The organism is Phenylobacterium sp., assembly GCF_019636135.1.
GTDB lineage: Bacteria > Pseudomonadota > Alphaproteobacteria > Caulobacterales > Caulobacteraceae > Phenylobacterium.
The window spans coordinates 86934-108115 of the sequence record NZ_JAHBYD010000008.1 but is presented as its reverse complement, the minus strand read 5'-3'; the positions used below and the strand labels follow the sequence as shown (position 1 = coordinate 108115).

Annotated in this window: 22 protein-coding genes and 1 tRNA gene; 14 read left to right on the top strand and 9 right to left on the bottom strand. The window is 70.7% G+C overall.

Going from position 1 to position 21182, the window contains the following annotated elements; translation table 11 throughout:
* Positions 1–3: 3 nt before the first annotated feature.
* Positions 4–882 carry an enoyl-CoA hydratase gene (locus KF737_RS07780; protein ID WP_296452513.1) on the top strand — a complete coding sequence of 293 codons (879 nt, stop codon included), beginning with the start codon at positions 4–6 and terminating at the stop codon, positions 880–882.
* Here KF737_RS07780 and KF737_RS07775 read toward each other — a convergent pair whose 3' ends face one another.
* Positions 883–1779, bottom strand: coding sequence for a phytanoyl-CoA dioxygenase family protein (locus KF737_RS07775; protein WP_296452510.1), 897 nt, complete (start codon positions 1777–1779; stop codon positions 883–885).
* 176 nt (positions 1780–1955) lie between these two features.
* Here KF737_RS07775 and KF737_RS07770 point away from each other — a divergent pair, with 176 nt between their 5' ends.
* Genes KF737_RS07770 through KF737_RS07740 form a run of 7 tightly spaced genes read left to right on the top strand, consistent with a single transcriptional unit; the run spans position 1956 to position 11399 of the window.
* Positions 1956–4187, top strand: a complete 2232-nt coding sequence (locus tag KF737_RS07770; RefSeq protein ID WP_296452507.1) for a TonB-dependent receptor — start codon at positions 1956–1958, stop codon at positions 4185–4187.
* A 54-nt stretch (positions 4188–4241) separates the two neighbouring features.
* Positions 4242–5384 (top strand): acyl-CoA dehydrogenase family protein, encoded by a 1143-nt coding sequence (locus tag KF737_RS07765; RefSeq protein ID WP_296452504.1) that lies wholly within the window; start codon positions 4242–4244, stop codon positions 5382–5384.
* Positions 5381–6544, top strand: a complete 1164-nt coding sequence (locus KF737_RS07760) for an acyl-CoA dehydrogenase family protein (RefSeq protein WP_296452501.1) — start codon at positions 5381–5383, stop codon at positions 6542–6544. The genes KF737_RS07765 and KF737_RS07760 overlap by 4 nt, the downstream gene beginning before the upstream one ends.
* A complete protein-coding gene (locus tag KF737_RS07755; RefSeq protein ID WP_296452498.1) occupies positions 6541–7362 on the top strand; it encodes an enoyl-CoA hydratase-related protein in 822 nt (273 codons plus the stop codon). The genes KF737_RS07760 and KF737_RS07755 overlap by 4 nt, the downstream gene beginning before the upstream one ends.
* 40 nt (positions 7363–7402) lie before the next feature.
* A complete protein-coding gene (locus KF737_RS07750; protein ID WP_296452495.1) occupies positions 7403–8797 on the top strand; it encodes an MFS transporter in 1395 nt (464 codons plus the stop codon).
* The gene (locus KF737_RS07745; protein WP_296452492.1) at positions 8794–10215 is read left to right on the top strand and encodes an amidase; all 1422 of its coding nucleotides are present in this window, start codon (positions 8794–8796) and stop codon (positions 10213–10215) included. The genes KF737_RS07750 and KF737_RS07745 overlap by 4 nt, the downstream gene beginning before the upstream one ends.
* Positions 10215–11399, top strand: coding sequence for a lipid-transfer protein (locus tag KF737_RS07740; RefSeq protein WP_296452489.1), 1185 nt, complete (start codon positions 10215–10217; stop codon positions 11397–11399). Before KF737_RS07745 ends, KF737_RS07740 begins: the two co-directional genes overlap by 1 nt.
* 101 nt (positions 11400–11500) lie before the next feature.
* On the opposite strand, the gene KF737_RS07735 is transcribed toward KF737_RS07740, so the two are convergent.
* A tRNA-Leu gene (locus KF737_RS07735) sits at positions 11501–11586 on the bottom strand.
* A gap of 226 nt (positions 11587–11812) precedes the next feature.
* Between KF737_RS07735 and KF737_RS07730 the strand changes: the two genes are divergently transcribed.
* From KF737_RS07730 to KF737_RS07720, 3 genes are all read left to right on the top strand, one after another.
* Positions 11813–12136: a FeoA family protein gene (locus tag KF737_RS07730; RefSeq protein ID WP_296452486.1), complete on the top strand. Its 324-nt coding sequence runs from the start codon at positions 11813–11815 to the stop codon at positions 12134–12136.
* Positions 12133–14007, top strand: coding sequence for a ferrous iron transporter B (locus KF737_RS07725; protein WP_296452483.1), 1875 nt, complete (start codon positions 12133–12135; stop codon positions 14005–14007). Before KF737_RS07730 ends, KF737_RS07725 begins: the two co-directional genes overlap by 4 nt.
* A gap of 88 nt (positions 14008–14095) precedes the next feature.
* Positions 14096–14419, top strand: coding sequence for a hypothetical protein (locus KF737_RS07720; protein ID WP_296452477.1), 324 nt, complete (start codon positions 14096–14098; stop codon positions 14417–14419).
* A gap of 4 nt (positions 14420–14423) precedes the next feature.
* Here KF737_RS07720 and KF737_RS07715 read toward each other — a convergent pair whose 3' ends face one another.
* The 7 genes from KF737_RS07715 to hppD form a co-directional block, all read right to left on the bottom strand.
* A complete protein-coding gene (locus KF737_RS07715) occupies positions 14424–14783 on the bottom strand; it encodes a PIN domain-containing protein (protein WP_296452474.1) in 360 nt (119 codons plus the stop codon).
* Entirely contained in the window at positions 14780–14971 is a 192-nt protein-coding gene (locus tag KF737_RS07710) for a type II toxin-antitoxin system VapB family antitoxin (protein ID WP_296452471.1), read from the bottom strand. The genes KF737_RS07715 and KF737_RS07710 overlap by 4 nt, the downstream gene beginning before the upstream one ends.
* A gap of 159 nt (positions 14972–15130) precedes the next feature.
* Positions 15131–15619 carry a MarR family winged helix-turn-helix transcriptional regulator gene (locus tag KF737_RS07705; RefSeq protein ID WP_296452641.1) on the bottom strand — a complete coding sequence of 163 codons (489 nt, stop codon included), beginning with the start codon at positions 15617–15619 and terminating at the stop codon, positions 15131–15133.
* A gap of 32 nt (positions 15620–15651) precedes the next feature.
* Positions 15652–16656, bottom strand: a complete 1005-nt coding sequence (locus KF737_RS07700; RefSeq protein WP_296452468.1) for a fumarylacetoacetate hydrolase family protein — start codon at positions 16654–16656, stop codon at positions 15652–15654.
* A complete protein-coding gene (locus tag KF737_RS07695; RefSeq protein WP_296452465.1) occupies positions 16653–16928 on the bottom strand; it encodes a hypothetical protein in 276 nt (91 codons plus the stop codon). Before KF737_RS07695 ends, KF737_RS07700 begins: the two co-directional genes overlap by 4 nt.
* Positions 16925–18058: a homogentisate 1,2-dioxygenase gene (locus KF737_RS07690; protein ID WP_296452462.1), complete on the bottom strand. Its 1134-nt coding sequence runs from the start codon at positions 18056–18058 to the stop codon at positions 16925–16927. Before KF737_RS07690 ends, KF737_RS07695 begins: the two co-directional genes overlap by 4 nt.
* 146 nt (positions 18059–18204) lie before the next feature.
* Positions 18205–19320 carry a 4-hydroxyphenylpyruvate dioxygenase gene (hppD, locus tag KF737_RS07685; RefSeq protein WP_296452460.1) on the bottom strand — a complete coding sequence of 372 codons (1116 nt, stop codon included), beginning with the start codon at positions 19318–19320 and terminating at the stop codon, positions 18205–18207.
* Between the two features lie 149 nt (positions 19321–19469).
* Here hppD and KF737_RS07680 point away from each other — a divergent pair, with 149 nt between their 5' ends.
* Genes KF737_RS07680 through KF737_RS07670 form a run of 3 tightly spaced genes read left to right on the top strand, consistent with a single transcriptional unit; the run spans position 19470 to position 21154 of the window.
* Positions 19470–20048, top strand: a complete 579-nt coding sequence (locus tag KF737_RS07680) for a YqaA family protein (RefSeq protein WP_296452457.1) — start codon at positions 19470–19472, stop codon at positions 20046–20048.
* Positions 20049–20078: 30 nt separating this feature from the next.
* Positions 20079–20594, top strand: coding sequence for a disulfide bond formation protein B (locus KF737_RS07675; RefSeq protein ID WP_296452454.1), 516 nt, complete (start codon positions 20079–20081; stop codon positions 20592–20594).
* Positions 20591–21154 (top strand): demethoxyubiquinone hydroxylase family protein, encoded by a 564-nt coding sequence (locus KF737_RS07670; protein ID WP_296452451.1) that lies wholly within the window; start codon positions 20591–20593, stop codon positions 21152–21154. The genes KF737_RS07675 and KF737_RS07670 overlap by 4 nt, the downstream gene beginning before the upstream one ends.
* Positions 21155–21182: the final 28 nt, after the last annotated feature.

The following is a 21182-nucleotide window of genomic DNA, read 5'->3' as shown; positions in this document are numbered from 1 at the left end:
CCCATGACCGACTTCATGATCTACGAGAAGCCCGAGCCCGGCATCGCGCGCATCGTCATGAACCGCCCCGAGGCCGCCAACGCCCAGGACACCCAGTTCCTCTACGAACTGAACGCCTGCTTCGACCGCGCCGCGCGCGAGGACGACGTGCGGGTGATCATCCTGGCCGCCAACGGCAAGCACTTCTCGTCGGGCCACGACATCCGCGAGACGGACCACCACGACCACCAGGACCAGTACACGCCGGTCACGCCCTACCAGCAGCACCGGCGTCCGGGCGCCGAAGGGCGCATGTCGCGCGAGGAGGAGCTGTACACCGGCCTCTCCGAGCGCTGGCGCAACATCCCGAAGGTCACCATCGCCGCGGTGCAGGGCAAGTGCGTCTCGGGCGGGCTCCTGCTCTGCTGGCCGTGCGACCTGATCGTGGCCAGCGACGACGCCCAGTTCGTCGAGGTGACCGTGGCCATGGGCATCGCCGGGGTCGAGTGGTTCGCCCACCCCTGGGAGATGAACCCGCGCAAGGCCAAGGAGATGCTGCTGACCGGCGAGCCGATCGGCGCCGAGGAGGCCCGCCAGCTCGGGATGGTCAACAAGGTGGTCCCGCGCGCCGAGCTGCCCGAGGCGGCGCTGGAACTGGCCCGCAAGATCGCCCGCCAGCCGACCTTCGCGACCCGCATGGCGAAGCTGGCGGTGAACTCCGCCCAGGACGCCCAGGGCCGGCATTCGGCGATGCAGACCGCGTTCGCCCTGCACCAGTTGCAGCACAGCCACTGCATGGAGGTCTACGGCCTGCCCGTCGACCCCAGCGGCATCCACGGCAGCGTGAAGAACAGCTACGCCGAGGGCGAGGAGCCCTTCCGCGCGCCCGTGAAGGCCGGCTGATCAGGCCGACGGCGTCACGGTGGCGCGCTGGACCTTGGCGAGGTTCATGACGTTGGGGCCTTCGTCGCCGTAGCCCTGCCAGGCGTTGCGGCCGACCAGGCGGGCGAACTCCGGACCATGCTGCTCGACCCAGGCGTCGGGGATGTCGGCGAAGCTCTCGCCCGGGAAGACGTAGTTGCGCGCGTACATGATGGCGCAATGCACCCGCAGGGCCTCGTCCTCCTTGGGGTAGGTGCCGTGCCAGAGGTTGCCGCTGAAGACGAACAGCGAACCCGGCCTGGCGACCAGCGGGATGCCGATCTCGTCGTCGTTCGGCCCGCCCATGACCTCGGGCAGGTCCATCGGCCCGGGTTGGCGGCAGTAGCGGTGGCTGCCCGGCACCAGGAAGAAGGTGCCGGTCTCGCGCGTGTAGTCGGTGAGGATCCAGCTCGCATTGCAGGTCGCGCCGTAGGGCGGGAGCGGCGGCGGGAAGCCGACCGAGTCGCAGTGCATGCGGGTGACGCCGGCCCGGCCACGCTTGAGCAGCGCGGCGGAGTTGTAGATGTGGTTCGAGGCGCCGGTCATGTACTTGGCCAGCGTCAGCGCCACCGGGCTGATGCAGGCTTCGGCGAACACCGCGTCCTTGGCCGGCAGGCGGAACAGGCTGCGCCCGTACACGGGCCGCTCGGCCTGCGGCCGGTTCATCATGTCGACGACCTCGGGCGCCTCGCGCGCCTCGAGGGCCAGGACGGCCTCCAGCATGCGGTCGGTGAAGCCGGCCGGCGCGGCCTTCTCGGGCTCCACGATGGTGAAGCCGAAGGCCTCCAGTTCGGCGATGTTGGTCTCCAGGCCCAGCTCGCGCGCCGCGCGGTAGACCTCGCCCAGCTCCGCGGTCGCCCGCCAGTCGCCGATCTCCATGCTCGTCCTCCCGCAGCCTCCAAGGCCTTCCCCCTGGAGACACCGGCCCCGGCCCGACCCGCCATGTGGCCGGCGATTGGCGGGTCCGGCCGGCCCGCGTGTCCCATAGGGCGTGGCGCGAAGTCCGACGATGCGCAAGGCACGCGGACAGGGGCGCCATCCGAAGGGGAACCATGATGTCGATCCAAGCCGCCACCGCGAGCGTCCGTCAGGGATTGCTGGCCTCGACCATCGTCGCCGTCGCCGTCGGGGCCGCGCCGGCCGCCGCCGTCGCACAGGCCGGCGGGAGCGCCGAGTCGACCACCGTCGAGGACGTGGTGGTCACCGCCCAGAAGCGCGAGGAGCGCATCATCGACGTGCCGATCGCCATCTCCTCGGTCTCCCAGCAGCAGTTGCAGAACCAGACCCTGGTGACGCTGAGCGACCTGGGCGCCCGGCTGCCCAACGTGCTCGCCACGGGAAGCTCGCTGTTCCCCAACTTCACCATCCGCGGCGTGTCCTCGCAGAGCGGCGGCTCGCCCGGCTTCGCACCCGCGGTGGGCGTCTACGTGGACGAGGTGTTCCAGGGGCGCGACCGGGCGTTCAACGTGCCCTTCGACGGGGTCGCCCGCGTGGAGGTGCTGCGCGGGCCGCAGGGCACCCTCTACGGCAAGAACACCATCGGCGGGACGATCAACGTGATCACCCAGAAGCCCACCGACGAGTTCAAGGGCGAGGCCGCCGTGCTCTACGGCAACCTCGACTTCAACCAGGAGACGCTCACCGTTTCGGGCCCGATCGTGCCGGGCAAGGTGACGGCCCTGGTCTCCGGCCTGCACAAGAGCCGCGACGGCTATATCGAGAACCGCTTCACCGGCAAGGACATCAACAGCTACGACGGCTATGGCGGCCGCGCCCGGGTGATCGTCACGCCCGTGGACGGCCTGACCCTCGACTTCAGCGCCGACTACTACCAGCAGGAGGGCTCCGAGGCCCTGCAGACGGTGAGCTACGTGCCGCTGCCGTTCCCGCCGTTCAACGCCCAGCCGCAGCCCGATCCGAAGAAGCGCAAGGTCGACCTGGACGCCCCGATCGCCGGCGAGCGCAAGGTGTGGGGCGGCGCGGCGCGGGCCGACTACGAGCTGCCCTTCGCGCGCCTGACGGCGATCGCCGCCTATCGCAAATACACGTCCTCGTTCCAGGACGATTCCGACGGCCTGCGGCTGGACGAGTTCAGCGTGGGGCGCGCCGAGGACGGGGTGATCTCCAGCCAGGAGGTGCGCCTGACCTCGACCGCGCCGGGTCCGTTCTCCTGGATCGCCGGGGCCTACTTCTACCAGGAGAAGGTCAACAGCCTCTACAATATCCAGCTCGGATCGCAGTTCCCCTCGCCGCTGTTCGGCCTGCCGCCGCTGCCTGCCAACTTCCGGGAAACCGCCCTGCAGGCGGCGGTCATCAACGAGAAGAGCTACGCCGCGTTCGGCTCGATCACCTACGACCTCAGCGACTCGCTGCGGCTGCAGGGCGGCCTGCGCTACACCCACGAGAAGAAGAACCTCTTCTACGCCCAGGTCCACCCGCGGGTGACCAACGGCCTCATCTACGCCTTCGCCCTGCCGGTCCCGCCCCGCACCGACGACCTGTCCGAGGGCGTCTGGACCGGAGACCTGAGCCTCTCCTACAAGTTCACCCCGAACCAGGTGGGCTATGTGAAGTACAGCCGCGGCTACAAGGCCGGCGGCTTCCAGGCCGACGTGATCTCGCCGCCGCCGAACACGCCGCCGGCCTCGTTCGACTTCGCGCCCGAGTACGTCAACAACTACGAGGCCGGCCTCAAGGGCCGATGGCTGGACGGCCGCCTCAGCGTCAACACCGCCGTCTTCTACCTGGACTACAGCAACAAGCAGGAGCGGGTGAACACGGGGATCTCGTTCCTGATCTCCAACGCCGGCGAGGCCCGGGTGAAGGGCGCCGAGGTGGAGTTCGCGGCCCTGCCGCTCGCCGGGCTGGAGATCACCGGCTCGGTCGGCGTGCTCGACGCCAAGTACACGAGCTTCAAGAACGCCGGCGGCCTGGGGATCGACTTCGACGGCAATCGCCTGACCGGCGCGCCGCGGCTGACCGGCACGCTCGCGGCCCAGTACGAACGGCCCCTGACCGACAAGCTGTCGGGCGTCGTCCGCGGCGAGCTGATCCACATGGACTACATCTACACCGACACGGCCAACTCGCGGGATCTGCGCCAGCGGGTGAACACCCAGTTGAACGCCCGCGTGGGCGTGCAGACCGACCGCTGGGGCCTCTATCTGTGGGGCAAGAACCTGACGGACGAACTCATCCTGGGCGGCGGAACCAAGGTGATCACCGTCACCGCGCGCGGGGTCAACGTCGGGCGGACCTATGGTCTCGAGGCCCGGGCGAGGTTCTGATCGGCGCGGAACGGGTCCGCGTCCCGCGCGGGCCCGCCGCCTCCGGAGCAGCGTATGATCGAGTCACCCCACTACACCCCCGAACACGAGATCTTCCGCGAGGGCGTGCGCCGGTTCGTGACGCGCGAGTGCGTCCCGCATCGCGAGGCGTGGCAGAAGGACTGCAAGGTCCCGCGCGACGTCTGGACCAGGGCCGGGGAACTGGGCCTGTTGTGCCCCAAGCTGGGCGCCGAATGGGGCGGCGGCGGCGGCGACGCCTACCATGGCCTGGTGATCATCGAGGAGCAGACGCGGGCCGGGTTCAGCGAACTCGCCTTCTACCTGCACTCCGACATCATCGTCCCCTACATCGAGCTCTACGGCACCGACGACCAGAAGGCGCGCTACCTGTCGCGGATGGCGACCGGCGAGCTCGTCTCGGCCATCGCCATGACCGAGCCCGGCGCCGGCAGCGACCTGCAGGCCATCCGCACCCGCGCCGTGCGCGACGGCGACCACTACCTGCTGAGCGGCCAGAAGACCTTCATCTCGAACGCGCAGGTGGCCGACCTGATCGTGGTGGCCGCCAAGACGGATCCCGACGCCGGATCGCGCGGCGTCAGCCTCCTGATCCTGGAGACCGCGGACGCCGAGGGCTTCACGCTGGGGCGCAACCTGAAGAAGGTCGGCTGCAAGGCGCAGGACACGTCCGAGCTGTTCTTCGACAACGTCCGCGTGCCCGTGGCCAACCTGCTGGGCGGCGAGGAGGGCCGCGGCTTCTACCAGCTCATGCAGCGGCTGCCGGAAGAGCGGCTGATCATGGCCATGTCGGCGGTCGCCCAGATGGAGTGCGGCGTCGACGAGGCGGTGGCGTACGCCAAGACGCGCAAGGTCTTCGGCCAGCGGCTGATCGACCATCAGGACGCCCGCTTCAAGCTGGCGGAATGCCGGACGACCGCGACCCTCGGGCGCGCCTATCTGGAGCGCTGCATCGACCTCTTCATCGAGGGCCGCTTCGACGCCCGCGACGGGGCCATGGCCAAGTGGTGGACCACCGAGAAGGCCTGCGAGGTGCTGGACGACTGCCTGCAGATCTTCGGCGGCTACGGCTACATGAAGGAATACCCGATCGCCCGGCGCTGGGCGGATGCGCGCCTCGGCCGGATCGCCGGCGGCACGAACGAGATCATGAAAGACCTGATCGGACGCTCGCTGTGACCGCGCCCCCCTCCGCTCCGGGCGATCGCGCGCCCGTCACCATCCTGCCGTTCCAGCCGGAGCACGAGATGTTCCGCGACATGGCGCGGCGGTTCCTGCAGGCCGAGTGCGTCCCCAACCGGGAAGCCTGGGAAGAGGCGGGCATGGCGCCGCGCAGCGCCTGGCGCCGCGCCGGCGAACTGGGCCTGCTGTGCTTCCGCCAGCCCGAGGCCTACGGCGGCCAGGGCGCCGACATCCTGTTCTCGGTGGCGCTGATGGAGGAGCAGGTCCGCGCCGGCGTCGTCGGGCCGATGATGTCGCTGCACAACGACGTGGTCGCGCCCTATGTCGAACTCTACGGCGACGCGGCGCAGAAGGCCCGCGTCCTGCCCCGGATGGCCGCGGGCGAATGGATCGGCGCCATCGCCATGACCGAGCCCGGCGGCGGCAGCGACCTGCGCGGCATGACCACGCGGGCGCGCCGGGACGGCGACGAGTATGTCGTCACCGGACACAAGACCTTCATCTCCAACGGCGCCTGCGCCGACCTGATCGTGCTGGCCGCCCAGACCGAGGGCGGCATCAGCCTGTTCCTGGTGGAGACCGCCGGCCTCGCGGGCTTCGCGCATGGCGAGCCGCTGGAAAAGCTCGGCCAATGGTCGGCCGATACGACGGAGCTGTTCTTCGACGAGGCCCGCGTGCCCGCCTCGGCCCTTCTCGGCGGCGTGGAGGGCCGTGGCTTCGCGCAGCTCATGGCCCGCCTGGTCGAGGAGCGGCTGATGACCGCGGTGGGCGCGGTGGCCACCATAGAGACCGCGCTCGCCCGCACCATCGCCTACACCGCCGAGCGCAAGGCGTTCGGCCAGCGGGTGATCGACTTCCAGAACAGCCGCTTCCGCCTGGCCGAGTGCCAGACCGAGGCCATGGTCTGCCGGGTGTTCCTGGAGCGCTGCCTCATGAAGTTCATGGCCGGCCGGCTGACCGCCGAGGAGGCGGCCATGCTGAAGCTGCGGACCACCGAGCAGCAGAACAGGATCGTCGACGCCTGCCTGCAACTGCACGGCGGCTACGGCTACATGCTCGAGTACGAGATCTCGCGGCTTTGGCTCGATAGCCGGATCTCCCGGATCTACGGGGGCTCCAACGAAATCATGAAAGAGATCATCGGCAGGTCCCTATGAGCCAAGCGCGCGATCCCCTGGCCGGCGCGGGCGGGGCCCCACCGGTGCTCGTCCGGCGCGAGGGCGCCGTGGCCGTCGTCACCCTGAACCGGCCCGACGCGGGCAACTCCATCGACGCCGCCCTGGCCGCCGCCCTGCTGGCGGCGATGGAGGGGCTGCACGGCGACCGTTCGGTCCGGGCCCTGGTGATCGAGGGCGCCGGGAAGATGTTCTGCGCCGGCGGCGACCTGGCGAGCTTCGCCCGGCAGGACCGCGGCGCCGCGCACTATGTGGGCGGCCTGATCCAGGACCTCCACGCCGCGCTCGAACGGATCTGCACGTTCCACGCGCCGGTGATCTCGGCGGTGCATGGCGCGGCGGCCGGCGCCGGCCTGGGCCTGGCGCTGATCGCCGACCTCGTGGTGGCCGGCGAGGGCGCACGTTTCGTGATGGCCTACACCCGTTCCGGGCTCACCCCCGACGGCGGCACGAGCTGGCTGCTGCCGCGACTGGTGGGCCTGCGGCGCGCGGTCGAGCTCACCCTGCTCAACCGGACCCTCTCGGCCGCCGAGGCGCTGAACCTCGGGATGGTCACCGAGGTCACGCCCGACGACGCCGTCGCCAGCCGCGCGCGGGCGCTCGCGGTGGAACTGGCGGCCGGCCCCACCACCGCCTACGCCACCGCGCGGCGGCTCCTGCGCGACGCGCCGCAGGCCGACTATTCCGACCACCTGGCGTCGGAGGCGGCCAGCATCGTGCGCTCCTTCGGCACCGAGGACGGCCTGGAGGGCGTGCGCGCCTTCCACGAGCGCCGCCGGCCGTCCTTCAATGGCGCGTAGGCCCGCAGGTCCAGGGCCGGGGCCGGGGCCGGGGCGCGAGATGGCCGCCTGGCGGATGGCGATCTATGCCCTCCCCGCCATTCCCATGGCGTTCCTGTTCGTCCCGCTGACGGCGCTGCTTCCGGCCTTCTACGCCCAGGAACTCGGCGTCAGCCTGTCGGCGGTGGGCGGCTTCCTGCTGGTCTCCCGCCTGTTCGACATGGGCATCGACCCCGGCCTCGGGCGGCTGTCCGACATGACCCGGTCCCGCTGGGGCCGGCGCAAGCCCTGGATGGTGGCGGCCACGCCCATCGTGATGCTGGGCGCCTGGATGGTCTTCATGCCGCCGCTCAACGCCACCGGCGTCCATCTCCTGGTGGCCACCAGCGTGATCTACCTGGGCGCGTCGATGCTGGGGCTGGCCTTCTCGGCCTGGGGCGCGGAGGTGGTTGAGAGCTATCACGGCCGCTCGAAGATCGCGGGATTCCGCGAGGCGGCGAACGTCCTCGGGATCGTGATCGCGTCGGCCGTGCCCGCCGTCACCGGCCTGTACGGCCATGCCGTCGATCGCTTCACCATGTCGGTGATGGGCTGGATCGTGATCGCGATGACTCCGCTCACGGTCTGGGCGGCGCTGCGCTTCATCCCCGAGCCGCCGGCCGCGCCGCACGCGCCCTCCCCCTGGGCGAAGACCCTGAGCACGCTTTTCCGCAACAAGCCGTTCCGCCTCCTCTGCGTCGCCTACGTGGTCCTGAACATCGGCGCGAGCATCGCCAACGCCACCCTGGTCTTCTTCATCTCCCACTACCTGAAGCAGCCCGAGGTGATCGGGCCCGTGCTGCTGGCCTCGTTCGGATCCGTGCTCGTGGGCGTGCCGCTCTGGGTGCGGATCGCCAGGCGGATCGGCAAGCATCGCGCGGCGGGGATCTCGCTGTTCATCGCCATGTCGCTGAGCGGCGTCGTCGCCATGCAGATGCAGGCCGGCGACGGCTGGCTGTTCGTGGGGCTGATGTCGCTGTGCGGCCTGACCAGCGCCGCCTTCCTGACCCTGCCGCTCGGCATCATGGGCGACATCATCGACTACGACGCCCTGAAGACCGGCGAGGCGCGCGGCGGCCTGTTCTTCGGCGTCTGGGCCTTCTTCCAGCAGATCTCGCCCGCCGTCGCCATCGGCGTCACCCTGCCGCTGCTCGAAAGCCTCGGCTTCTCGGCCAAGGGCGGCAACGACGCCGAGGCGCTGCGGGCGCTGAAGTACGTCTACTGCCTGGGCCCGCTGCCGTTCATGCTCGCCGGCGCGGTGATGTTCATGACCTTCCCGATCGACGCGCGCCGCCACGGCATCATCCGCCGCCGGCTGGACGCGCGCGCCGCCCGCCTCTCGCCCGGCGCGTGGCGCATCGAGCCGTCCGCCGCATCCCTGGCCGCCAAGCCCGCCCCAACCCCGGAGTCGCCGTGAATTTCGAAGACTATCGCCGTCATGACGCCGTGGGCCTGGCCGAACTGGTGGCCCGCAGGGAGGTGACCCCCGGGGAGCTGCTGGACGCGGCCCAGGCGCGGATGGCCGAGGTCAATCCGACGCTGAACGCGGTGATCGTCGACCTGGACGAGGAAGCCCGCGCCGCCATCGCCGCAGGCCTTCCGGAGGGGCCGCTGAGGGGCGTGCCCTATCCGATCAAGGACATCTCGGTCCACATGAAGGGCGTCACGACGGGCGCGGGCGCACGGCTGTTCAAGCACGCGGCCCCCGCCGCCGCCGACAGCGCCATCGTCGCCGCCTACCGCCGGGCCGGGCTCGTGCTGTTCGGCAAGACCAACACCCCGGAGTTCGGCATCGCCACGGTGACCGAGCCGGTGTCCTACGGCCCGACCCTGAACCCCTGGAACCACGGCCACACCCCGGGCGGCTCGTCCGGCGGGGCGGCGGCGGCGGTCGCGTCCGGCATCGTGCCGGCGGCCCACGGCAGCGACGGGGGAGGCTCGATCCGCACCCCCGCCTCCTGCTGCGGCCTGTTCGGCCTGAAGCCTTCGCGCGGCCGCGTCTCGCTGGCGCCCGCCGGAGAAGGCTGGGGCGGCCTGTCCGTCCAGCACGCCCTCACCCGCTCGGTGCGCGACAGCGCGGTCCTGCTGGACATCGCCTGCCAGCCGCAACCCGGCGACCCCTACTGGCTGGACCCGCCGCAGACGCCCTTCCTCGCCGAGGTCGGCCGCGACCCCGGCAGGCTGCGGATCGGCTTCACCACCGCCGCCCTGGCCTGGGGCGAGCTGATGCCCGAGAACGTGAAGGCCGTGCGCGACGCCGCGACGCTCTGCGCCGCCCTCGGCCACCACGTGGAGGAGGCCACGCCCGACGTCGACTTCCAGCAGATGGCGCTGCACGGCAACACCGCGGTCTCGGCCGCCACCGCCGCCAACCTGGAGAACGAAGCGGCCCGGCGCGGCGCGCCGATCCGGCCGGAAGAGGTCGAGACCCTCACCTGGCTGATCTACCAGAACGGCCTGGCGTTCAGCGGGGTCCAGGTCGCCCAGGCGATCCAGCACCTGCATGCGCTCAGCCGCCAGCTCGCCGCCTTCTTCGAGCGCTACGACGTCCTGCTCCTGGCGACCAACGCCAAGCCGCCGGTCCCCAAGGGCAGCATCGACATGAACGCCGCCGACCTCTCCGACTACGCCGAGCGGCTCTACTCGTTCATCCCCAACACCCAGCCGTTCAACGTCGGCGGCCAGCCGGCGATGAGCGTGCCCCTGGCCTGGACCGACGACGGCCTGCCGGTCGGCGTGCAGTTCGCGGCCCGCGGCGGCGGGGAGGCGACCCTCTTCCGCCTGGCCGGCCAGCTCGAACGCGCCCAGCCCTGGTTCCACCGGGTCCCTGCCTGATGGCCGTCGACCACGCCCTCGTCGCCGGGGTCGGCATGACCCCGTTCGCCACGCCCAGGCGCGCGGCGCCCTACACGGAGATGGCCGCCGAGCCCGCCCGCCAGGCCCTGGCCGACGCCGACATCGCCTACGCCGACATCCAGCAGGTCTACGCCGGCTACGTCTACGGCGACTCCACCAGCGGGCAGCGCGCCGCCTACGAGGTGGGCCTGACCGGCGTGCCGGTGATCAACGTCAACAACAACTGCTCCACCGGCTCCACCGCCCTCTTCCTGGCCCGCCAGGCGGTGGCGGGCGGGGCCGCGGACTGCGTCCTGGCGCTGGGCTTCGAGCAGATGCCGGCCGGGGCCATCGCCGAGGCGTTCGGCGACCGGCCGAGCCCGCTGGACCCGTTCCTCGAGGTGGCGGACCGCCGCCATGGCGCCAGCGACGCGCCCATCGCCCTGCGGCTCTTCGGCGGGGCGGCGCGCGACTACGCCGAAACCTATGGCGCCAGGGCCGAGACCTTCGCCAAGGTGGCCGTGAAGGCCCGGACCCACGCCGCGAACAACCCCAACGCCGTCTTCCGCGACCCCCTCAGCGTCGAGGCCGTGCTGGCGAGCCCGATGATGTTCGCGCCCCTGCTCACGCGCCTGCAGTGTTGCCCGCCCACCTGTGGCGCCGCGGCGGCGGTCGTGGTCTCCGAGGCCTTCGCGCGGCGACGCGGCCTTTCCGGCGCGGTGCGCATCCGGGCTCAGGCCATGACCACCGACCGGGCCGACAGCTTCGCCGGCGACATGACCGCCGCCGTCGGCGTGGGGCTGACCCGCCGCGCGGCGGAGGCCGTCTACGAAGCCTCGGGCGTCGCGCCCGGCGACGTGCGCGTGGTGGAGCTGCACGACTGCTTCACGGCCAACGAGATCCTCAGCTACGAGGGCCTGGGCCTGGCCGCGGCCGGCGGCGCGGAGCGGATGGTCGAGGATGGCGACAACAGCTATGGGGGCCGCCACGTGGTGAACCCGTCCGGCGGCCTGCTGGCCAAGGGCCACCCCCTCGGCGCCACCGGCCTCGCGCAGTGCTTCGAGCTGGTCCAGCAGCTCCGCGGCCGCGCCGGTGCGCGGCAGGTCGAGGCGGCGAAGCTGGCCCTGCAGCACAACCTCGGCCTCGGCGGCGCCTGCGTGGTCACCCTCTACGAAGCCACCTGACCCGCCGCGCCCGGCGAGGATGCAGGTGGCGCGGGCGGCCGGGCCGAGGGTCTATGGCGTTCCGCCGACGGGTGCGCCGTGCGCCCGGTCGACGTCCGATGTGGTGCCCCCTCCCGGGCTCGAACCGGGACGCCTTTTGGGCGGAGCATTTTGAGTGCTCTGCGTCTACCAATTCCGCCAAAGGGGCCGACGAGGTCGTCTTAGTCGATCGCTCGCGCTGGGCAAGCTCGGAGTCAGGTCAGGAGATCCACGTCCCGAACGCCGCTGCGGGCGCCGGTCGCGCATTCCCCCGATCAGCAGGGTCTCAGGTTCCGAACGGTCGGACCTGGGCAACGCGAGCCTTGCGCCGGGGCGGCCCCGGCCTTAGTTGATAATCGTTCGCAAACCTTCGCGAGCGCCGGGACTCTTTTCGCATGCACGACCTGGCCGCCGAAGCGCGGGCGCAAGCCGACGAGGCCCTGGCGGGCAGCACCCGGCTGTCCGTGGCGAGGCCCGGCGACCGCGGCGTGATCGTGGAAGTCCGCGCCGACCATGCCCGCGAGCACGGGGTCGATGTCCACGAGCTGGAGCGGCGGCTGCTGGAGTTCGGCTTCGTGGAGGGCGCGCGGTTCGAGCTGCTGCACGAGGGCGCGATCTGGAAGGATCCCATCGCCGTGCGGCTGGACGACATGCGCATCGCGCTGCGGCGCCGTGACGCCGAGGACGTGTGGGTGCGCCTGGACACGGCCGCACGATGAGCGACGCCGTCATCCGCCCGGCGCGCGTGGCGCTGGTCGGCAACCCCAACACCGGCAAGACCGCCCTCTTCAACGCCCTGACCGGCAGCCGCCAGAAGGTGGCCAACTACGCCGGCGTCACGGTCGAGCGGAAGGAAGGCACGGTCACCACCGCCGCCGGCCGGACGCTGTCGGTGCTGGACCTGCCGGGCACCTATTCGCTGCGCGCGCGCAGCCCCGACGAGGCCGTCACCCGCGACGCCGTGCTGGGCCGGCTGGCCGGCGAGGAGGAGCCCGACGTGGTGGTGGCGGTGGCCGACGCCACGAACCTGCGCCTCGTGCTGCGGCTGATCCTGGAGCTGAAGGCGGTCGGGCGGCCGATGGTCCTGGCGCTCAACATGTACGACATCGCCCAGCGCCAGGGCCTGCGGATCGACCTCGAGGGCCTGCAGCAGGAACTGGGCTGCCCGATCGTCACGACCGTGGCCACCCGCAAGCGCGGGATCGAGGAGTTGACCGCCAAGGTCGACGAACTCGTGGCCTCCGGCGCGCTCTCGACCGACAACACCTGGCACGAGCCGTCCGCCGCCGAGATCCGGGGCGCGCACCGCGAGGCGCAGCGGATCCTGAAGGCCTACGTCCGCCCGCCCGAGCGGCCCGACACCTTCACCGCGAAGGTCGACGCGGTGCTGCTGCATCCCCTCGCCGGCCTCCTGATCCTGGGCGCCGTGATGTTCCTGGTCTTCCAGGCGGTGTTCAGTTGGGCCGGCCCGCCGGCCGACGCCATCGAGGCGGGCGTCGCCTGGCTGGGCGCCGAGGTGGGCCGGCTGATCCCCGGCGACCTGCTGCGCAGCCTGGTGGTCGACGGCCTGTTCGCGGGCGTGGGCTCGGTGCTCGTCTTCCTGCCGCAGATCCTGGTGCTGTTCTTCTTCATCATCCTGCTCGAGGATTTCGGCTACATGGCCCGCGCCGCGTTCCTGATGGACCGCATCATGGGCGTGACCGGGCTGCACGGCCGGGCCTTCATCCCGCTGTTCTCGTCCTTCGCCTGCGCGATCCCGGGGATCATGTCGGCGCGGGTGATCGACCAGAAGCGCGACCGGATGACGACCATCCTGGTGGCGCCGCTGATGACCTGTTCGGCGCGGATTCCGGTCTACACCCTGATCATCGGCGCCTTCATTCCGGACAGGACCGTCGGCCCCGGCTTCAACCTCCAGGGCCTGGTGATGTTTGGCCTGTTCGCGTCCGGGGTCGTGAGCGCGCTCGTCGTCTCGTTCGTGATCCGCAAGGTGTTCTGGCGCGGCGCGGTCGAGCCGTTCCTGATGGAGCTGCCGACCTACAAGCTGCCGTCGGCCGAGAGCGTGGCGCGAAACGTCCTGCAGCGCGCCCAGATCTTCCTGAGCCGCGCGGGCCGGATCATCTTGCCGCTCATGGTGCTGGTCTGGGTGCTGTCGACCTTCCCGTCGGCGCCGGCCGGCGCCACGGGCCCGGCCATCGACTACAGCTTCGCCGGCATGATCGGCCACGCGATCCAGCCGCTGTTCGCCCCCATCGGCTTCAACTGGCAGATGGTGGTCGCCCTGATCCCCGGCTTCGCGGCGCGCGAGGTGGCGGTGGCGGCGCTGGGCACCGTCTACGCCGTGGGCGACGCCGAGGCGAACGCCACGGCGCTGGGCGTGACGCTGGCGCATAGCTGGTCGCTGGCGACGGGCCTCTCGTTCCTGGCCTGGTACATCTTCGCGCCGCAGTGCGTGGCCACCCTGGGCGTCGTGAAGCGCGAGACCAACTCCTGGGGTTGGACCGCCGTGATGTTCGGCTACATGGTCACCCTCGCCTACCTGGCCTCGTTCGCGGTCTACCACGCGGCGGTGGCGCTGGGGGCCGGCTGAGGCCTTCCACCGCCAGTTGCGTTAACCTCTCTTTTTCCGTGCGCTTTAACGGGGCCGTAAATCAGTGGCGTGAAAGCTGTCTCCTGCCATGCAGAACCAGCAGGAAACCGCCCTGGACGCCGCCCCGGCCAAGAAGACCATCAAGGTCAAACAAACCCTGTGCCGGCGCGTCCGTGAGGCCCTTCTATCGCTCGGCGGCGAAGCGCACCGGACGATAGTCATCGAGCAAGTGGCCCGGAACCTCGGCCACGACGTCCGTCAGATCCCCGAGGACCTGCAACTGCAGGTGATCTTCTCCTTCGAGGAGACGTGGAAGGACGAGCGCAAGCGCGCCGCCTACGGCTTCCACCTCCCGTTCGGCGAAGGCTCGCACCGGTGGGGCGTCCGGACCCTCGAAGCGCTCGCGGCGTAGAGCCTCAGGCCCGCCCGAGACCCAGGTCGCCCGCCAAGGCCGCCAAGCCGCGATCCTGCGTCCAGAGCTCCGCGCCGCTGAGCGCGGCGGCCGCGAGGAGATGTGCGTCGACGAAGCCGACGCCACGCCCCCACAGGCGGCGCCTGTCGATCATCGACATGACCTCGTCGTGCGTGGCCACGACGGCCTGAGGCAACTCGGTCATCGACCTGAGCACGCGGTCGCGGCCGCGCAAACCACCCAGCGCCAGTTCGCCGATCACGAACGGATGGCCAAGCACCCGACCCTCGTCCAGGAGGCGTGCAAGCTCGACGCTGCCGACCTTGAGGTGTTCGACCCAGATCGAGGTGTCGACCAGGGTCACGCCGACCGGCGGCGCGGCGCGAGTTCAAGGTCAGGCTCGCTGCCGCCAAGCCTCGCCAGGCGACGCGCGCTCTCACGCTCGATCAGCGCCTTCAGCGCTTCCCGAATCAGCGCCGACTTCTCACGCACGCCCGTATAGGCCTGAGCCCGCGCCAGCAGATCCTCGTCTATCGCAAGAGTGGTTCGCATGCCTTGACGATAGCATGCATTGGAGCATCGTTCGATGCTTGAAATCGTGCCGCCCTGGAGCAATCGGCGGTTCGCTTGAACCGTCGAAGGCTCAAGACCTTCGCTCAGGATTAGACCATTCGGTTTCCCGGCCTCGGACCGACCTGAGCGCCGAATGGTCTAGCCCGAAATCTGCGGCGGCGCGCCGTCGCCCGCCAACTGGCCGGCGGCCGATTGCAGCCGGCCGAGCAGGCGCTTCAGCAGCGCCACCTCCCCCGGCGCGAGGCCGGCGATGAGGGCCGCTTCATAGGCCAGGGCTAAAGGCGCGATCTCGGCGTGCAGGCTCCGGCCCTCGCCGGTCAGCGCCAGGACGTGGCTGCGGCCGTCGGCGGTGTTCTCCGAACGCCCGATGAGGCGGCGCTTCGCCAGCCCCTGGGCGGCGCGGCTCACCGTCACCTTGTCCATCACCGTGCGCGCGACGATCTGCACCTGGGTCAGCCCGCCGCCCTCCGCCAGCACGCAGATCAGCCGCCACTGCGGCACCGTCAGGCCGAAGCGGTCCTCGTAGGCCCGCGCGATCAGCCCCGACACCGCGTTCGACGCCACCGACAGGCGATACGGCAGGTAGCTGTCGAGCTTCAGCCCGCCTTCGCCCTCCGGGCTTCGCAGGGTTCGCCCTTCGGAGCCTTGGCGAAGAAGGGTCACGGCCCGGCCACTTCCTGCTCGATGGCGCCGAAGATCGAGTGGCGTTTCGCATCGACCATCTGGATGCGCACCACGTCGCCCGCCTTCATGAACGGCGTCACCGGCTTGCCGCCGAGGATGGTCTCGACCGTCCGGACCTCGGCGAGGCATGAGTAGCCGACCCCGCCCTGGTCGATGGGCTTGCCGGGGCCGCCGTCGGCGTCGCGGTTGGAGACCGTGCCCGAGCCGACGATCGTGCCGGCGCCGAGTGCGCGGGTCTTGGCGGCGTGGGCGATCAGGGTCCCGAAGTCGAAGGTCATGTCGACGCCGGCGTCGGCCTCGCCCAGCGGCTTGCCGTTGAGCTCGACCTCCAGCTTCCCGTGCAGCTTGCCGTCCTTGAAGTTCGGGAGCGCATCGGGCGTCACCGCCACCGGCGAAAAGGCCGAGGCGGGCTTGGACTGGAAGAAGCCGAAGCTCTTGGCCAGTTCGCCCGGGATCAGGTTGCGCAGGGAGACGTCGTTGCACAGCATCACCAGCCGGATGGCCGCCAGCGCCGCCTCGCGGCTCGCGCCCAGCGGCACGTCACCGGTCACCACCGCGATCTCGCCCTCCATGTCGCAGCCCCAGGCCTCGTCGGCGAGCGGGATGGGATCGCGCGGGCCGAGGAACCCGTCCGAGCCGCCCTGGTACATCAGGGGGTCGTTCCAGAAGCTCTCGGGCATGTCGGCCGCGCGGGCCTGCCGCACCAGGGCCACGTGGTTCACGTAGGCCGAGCCGTCGGCCCACTGGTAGGCGCGCGGCAGCGGGCTCATCGCCTCGTGCTCGCGGAACCGGGCCTTGGGCACCGAGTCGTGCTCCAGGCTCTCGGCCAGGCCCCGCAGCTCCGGCTCGCAGCGCGCCCAGTCGTCCAGCGCCGCCTGCAGGGTGAGCGCGATCCGGTCCGCCGGCGAGTACCAGGCGAGGTCGTTCGACACGACCACGAGGCGGCCGTCGCGGCCCCCTTTGAGCGACGCCAGCTTCATCCTTCGTTCCCGTCCCTTGTTATCGTTCGCACGCGCTTCACGCCGGCTTCATAGGCCTTCGATTCGTAGACCATGATCTCGACGCGGATGTCGCCGCCGGGCTCACCTTCCCACATGTAGGCGCGTTCGAAACAGACATCGCGTCCATCCGGCGTGAACCCGTCGAAAGTGTCGCCCCAGGGCGTGACCTTGGCCAGCGCCGGCCAGCCCAGGGTGAGCGCCCGGTCCAGTTCGTCCTCGGCCGCGGCCGCCAGGTCTTCGTCCAGGCTCACGAGCCCTTCCAGCTGTCGACGTAGGCGGGGTTCTCGACAGAGGCGGCCGCGTCACCCACGTCCAGCGGGTCGCGGGTGTCGATCATCACCGCGTACTCGTCGGTGGCGGGCTTGGGCTGGGTCAGCATGTTCTTCAGCGCCTTCGGGTGCGGCCCGTGGGTGAAGCCCGAGGGATGGAAGGTCATCATGCCGGCCTCGATGTGGTCGCGGCTGAAGAAGTCGCCGGCGTGGTAGAACAGCACCTCGTCGTAGTCGTCGTTGTTGTGGAAGAACGGGATCTTCAGCGCGCCCGGATCGGTCTCGAAGGGCCTGGGCGCGAAGGTGCAGACGACGAAGCGGTCGCTGACGAAGGTCGAATGCACGCTGGGCGGCAGGTGGTAGCGGTGGCTCACCACCGGGCGGATGTCCTTCACGTTGAGCCGCACCGGCGCGAGCTCGCCGTGCCAGCCGACGGCGTCCAGCGGGTTGTAGGGATAGGTCACCGTCGAGACCTGCCCTCGCTTCTTCACCTCGACCCGCACCTCGCCGGGCTCGGCCTGGTGCGCGCGGAAGGCCTCGTCCATCGCCGGCGTGTCCAGCATCGCCGGGTCGAACAGCGCGTGCGGCCCCATCAGGCCGCGGTCGGGCAGCTTGTAGTGGGTGTTGGTGGCCTGGATCATCAGGATCGCGGTGGGCTCAGTGGGCGCGAGCCGCCACATCGTGCCCCGCGGCAGGTAGAGGTAGTCGCCCGCCGCATAGGCGATGCGGCCGAAGTCGGTGAAGAGGTCGCCGGTCCCCTGGTGGACGAACAGCAGTTGGTCGCCATCGGCGTTGCGCGCCAGGGCGGGCATGGCGTGGGCCAGCTTCCAGAAGCGCACCTCGATGGCGGCGTTCTGCAACACGACGCCCGCCGCCCACGGCGACGGCTCGGCCGCGTTCAGCCGGGCGAGGTCGAAGGCGCGCGGGCGCAGCGGGCCCTCGAAGCTGGTCCAGCCGGTCGGCGGGCGCGGGTGGTAGAGGAAGGCGGCGGGGCCGAAGAACCCCTCCTTCGACATCTCGCGCTCGTACGTGCCTTCGGGCATGTCGGCGTGGGCCTGCCGCGAATGCATGCCCTGCGCGCCCCGCACCGGGATCCAGTCACCCTTCGCCATCTCAGGCCTCGTCCTTGCAGGGGCCGACCGCGGGCGGTTCGCCGTCGGCGATCCGGGCGCGGCGCGTGCCCTCGGTGTTGAAGCTCCAGGCCCGTCGGCTGGGCCGACACCTCCCCCGAGGAAGAGGAACTGGCTCGCCCATCGCGTCAGCCCTTCGCGGGCAGCACGCCGCGGCGGATCTGGTCCAGCTCGATCGACTCGAACAGGGCCTTGAAGTTGCCCTCGCCGAAGCCCTCGTTGCCCTTGCGCTGGATCAGCTCGAAGAAGATCGGGCCGATCATGTTCTCGGTGAAGATCTGCAGCAGCAGGCCCTGGCCCTCGCTGGGCGCGCCGTCGATCAGGATGCGGTCGGCGCGCAGGCGGTTCACGTTCTCGCCGTGGCCCGGCAGGCGCGCGTCGATGCCGTCGAAATAGGTGTCGATGGTGTCCTGGAAGACCACGCCGCGGTCGCGCATCGTCTCGACGGACTCGTAGATGTCGTTCGTGCCGAGCGCGATGTGCTGGATGCCCTCGCCCTTGTAGTCCTTGAGGAATTCCTCGATCTGCGAGTGCTCGTCCTGGCTCTCGTTCAGCGGGATGCGGATCTTGCCGTCCGGGCTGGTCATGGCCTTCGAGACGAGCGCCGTCTGCTTGCCCTCGATGTCGAAGTACCGGATCTCCCGGAAGTTGAAGATCCTCTCGTAGAACTCGGCCCAGGTGGCCATGTTGCCGCGGTGGACGTTGTGCGTCAGGTGGTCGAGGTAGGTCAGGCCGCGCGCGTTCTTCCCGACCATCTCGTCCGCGCCCGGGATCGGGACGAAGTCGACGTCGTAGATCTCCTGCGCGCCGTAGCGGTCGACGAGATAGAGGTTCGAGCCGCCGATCCCCTCGATCGCCGGGATGTTCAGTTCCATCGCCCCGACCGGGCCCACGACCGGCTTCGCGCCGCGCGCGACGGCCAGCTCGAAGGCCCTGGCGGCGTCGCGGACGCGGAAGGCCATGGCGTTGGCCGACGGGCCGTGGGCTGCGCGGAAGTCGGCGGCCTGGCCGGCCGGCTCCATGTTGAGGATGAAGTTGATGTCGCCCTGGCGGAAGCGCAGCACGTTCTTCGAGCGGTGACGCGCCACCGCCGTGAAGCCCATCTTCTCGAACAGGTCCTTCAGCCGCTCGGGCTCGGGCGAGGTGAACTCCACGAACTCGAAGCCGTCGGTGCCCAGCGGATTGTCGAACAGGTCGCGGCCGGCGCTGTCGGCGGACGGGGCGGGGCTCTTCACGTCGTTCATGGCGGTCTCCCTCGGAAGCGCGAAATGGTATCATATGAAACCAGTTTCCGATAGCGCTGCGACGGTGACGTCCGTGCGGAAGAAGGGTCGCGCGACAGCCGGGCCGGCCGCTGCTAGGCAGGGCGCCCGAATCTCCGGCTGGATGACGCATGTTCCGCAAGTTGTACGAGTGGGTGATGGGCCTGGCCCGCTCGCGGCACGCCCCGGCCTCGCTGGCCGCCGTCTCCTTCGCCGAGAGCTCGTTCTTCCCGATCCCGCCCGACGTGATGCTGGCGCCCATGGTGCTGGCCAACCGCGACAAGGCGTTCTTCTACGCCGGCATCTGCACCGCCGCGTCCGTGCTGGGCGGCCTCCTCGGCTATGCGATCGGCATCTTCCTGGAGCCGGTGGGCCAGTTCATCCTGAACGTCTTCGGCCACCCCGAGGGCAAGGCCGAGTTCCAGCGCTGGTTCGACCAGTGGGGCGGCTGGGTCATCCTCATCAAGGGCGCGACGCCCATCCCCTACAAGCTGGTGACGATCACCGCCGGCTTCGCCCACTTCAACCTGGCGCTGTTCGTCGTGCTGTCGGTGATCACGCGCGGGATCCGCTTCTTCGCCGTCGCGGCGATCCTGAAGTACTTCGGCCCGGCCATGCTCCACGAGTTCGAGAAGCGCCTGAACCTCTACTCGGTCCTGCTGCTGGCCCTGATCGTCGGCGGCATCCTCGCCATCAAAGTCTTTTTATAGCCTCGCTTTCCGGTCCATAACGGCGCGCCGATGAACGCGCTTCGTCCCTTCCTCGACCGCTGGCGGCTCTGCGCGCTGGTCGCCGCCGCGGCGATGCTGGCCATCGCCCACGCCTTCGAGACCTTCGGCGGCCTGGCACCCTGCACGCTGTGCCTGCGCCAGCGCGAGGTCTACTGGACGATCCTGGGGCTTGCGGCCGCCTTCATGGTGCTGATCCGCATGCCGGGCGGGCCGCGCTGGCGGGCGCTCACCTGCTGGGTGCTGGCGCTCGCGTTCCTGGCGGGCTGCGGCGTCGCCGTCTACCACGCGGGCGCGGAGTGGAAGTTCTGGCCGGGGCCGCAGGGCTGTGCGGCGACCGGCGCCACCGGCGTCAGCGCCGCCGACATGGCCGCCTTCCTGAACGGCGCGAAGGTCCGGCCGCCGGCCTGCGACGAGGCCGCCTGGGTGTTCGCCGGCCTCTCCATGGCGGGCTGGAACGCGGTGATCTCCCTGGGCCTGGCCGGGCTCTCGGCCCTGGCCGCCCTGCGCGAGCAGGCCAAGCGATGAGCAGCAAGCCCGTCCCGCCGCGCCCCGGCCGTGGCGCCAGCCGCGCCCGCCTCGCCGAGATCCTGCGGGTCGACCACGCCGGCGAGCTCGCCGCCGTGCAGATCTACCGCGGCCAGCGCGCCGTGCTCGAACGCGCCCGCGGCCAGCAGGCGCTCGCCGGCCACTTCGCCGAGATGGAGGCGCAGGAGGCCGAGCACCTCGCCCGCTTCGACAAGCTGCTGACCGAGCGCCGGGTGCGCCCGACGGCGCTGACGCCGCTCTGGCGGATCGCCGGCTTCGCGCTGGGCGCCGGCACGGCGCTGCTGGGCGAGAAGGCCGCCCACGCCTGCACCGAGGCCGTCGAGACGGTGATCGAGGGCCACTACGCCGACCAGATCGCCGAGCTGGCCGAGCGCGACCCCGGCCTCGCCGCCGAGCTCACCAGGTTCCGCGACGACGAACTGGCCCACCGCGACCACGCCGTCGAGGCGGGCGCCCGCGAGGCCCCCGGCTACGGCCTGCTCTCGGCCGTCATCGGCGCGGGCTGCCGCGCGGCGATCAGGATCAGCGAGAAGCTCTGAGCTTCGGCGATTCCCCCACAGGCGCTTG

Bases quoted from the DNA above. Each gene is read 5' to 3' on its own strand.
- KF737_RS07750 (WP_296452495.1), top strand. From the start codon at position 7,403: ATGGCCGCCTGGCGGATGGCGATCTATGCCCTCCCCGCCATTCCCATG.
- KF737_RS07730 (WP_296452486.1), top strand. From the start codon at position 11,813: ATGCACGACCTGGCCGCCGAAGCGCGGGCGCAAGCCGACGAGGCCCTG.
- KF737_RS07780 (WP_296452513.1), top strand. From the start codon at position 4: ATGACCGACTTCATGATCTACGAGAAGCCCGAGCCCGGCATCGCGCGC.
- KF737_RS07765 (WP_296452504.1), top strand. From the start codon at position 4,242: ATGATCGAGTCACCCCACTACACCCCCGAACACGAGATCTTCCGCGAG.
- KF737_RS07675 (WP_296452454.1), top strand. From the start codon at position 20,079: ATGAACGCGCTTCGTCCCTTCCTCGACCGCTGGCGGCTCTGCGCGCTG.
- KF737_RS07710 (WP_296452471.1), bottom strand. From the start codon at position 14,971: ATGCGAACCACTCTTGCGATAGACGAGGATCTGCTGGCGCGGGCTCAG.
- KF737_RS07680 (WP_296452457.1), top strand. From the start codon at position 19,470: ATGTTCCGCAAGTTGTACGAGTGGGTGATGGGCCTGGCCCGCTCGCGG.
- KF737_RS07690 (WP_296452462.1), bottom strand. From the start codon at position 18,058: ATGGCGAAGGGTGACTGGATCCCGGTGCGGGGCGCGCAGGGCATGCAT.
- KF737_RS07770 (WP_296452507.1), top strand. From the start codon at position 1,956: ATGTCGATCCAAGCCGCCACCGCGAGCGTCCGTCAGGGATTGCTGGCC.
- KF737_RS07740 (WP_296452489.1), top strand. From the start codon at position 10,215: ATGGCCGTCGACCACGCCCTCGTCGCCGGGGTCGGCATGACCCCGTTC.
- KF737_RS07700 (WP_296452468.1), bottom strand. From the start codon at position 16,656: ATGAAGCTGGCGTCGCTCAAAGGGGGCCGCGACGGCCGCCTCGTGGTC.
- hppD (WP_296452460.1), bottom strand. From the start codon at position 19,320: ATGAACGACGTGAAGAGCCCCGCCCCGTCCGCCGACAGCGCCGGCCGC.
- KF737_RS07720 (WP_296452477.1), top strand. From the start codon at position 14,096: ATGCAGAACCAGCAGGAAACCGCCCTGGACGCCGCCCCGGCCAAGAAG.
- KF737_RS07725 (WP_296452483.1), top strand. From the start codon at position 12,133: ATGAGCGACGCCGTCATCCGCCCGGCGCGCGTGGCGCTGGTCGGCAAC.
- KF737_RS07670 (WP_296452451.1), top strand. From the start codon at position 20,591: ATGAGCAGCAAGCCCGTCCCGCCGCGCCCCGGCCGTGGCGCCAGCCGC.
- KF737_RS07775 (WP_296452510.1), bottom strand. From the start codon at position 1,779: ATGGAGATCGGCGACTGGCGGGCGACCGCGGAGCTGGGCGAGGTCTAC.
- KF737_RS07755 (WP_296452498.1), top strand. From the start codon at position 6,541: ATGAGCCAAGCGCGCGATCCCCTGGCCGGCGCGGGCGGGGCCCCACCG.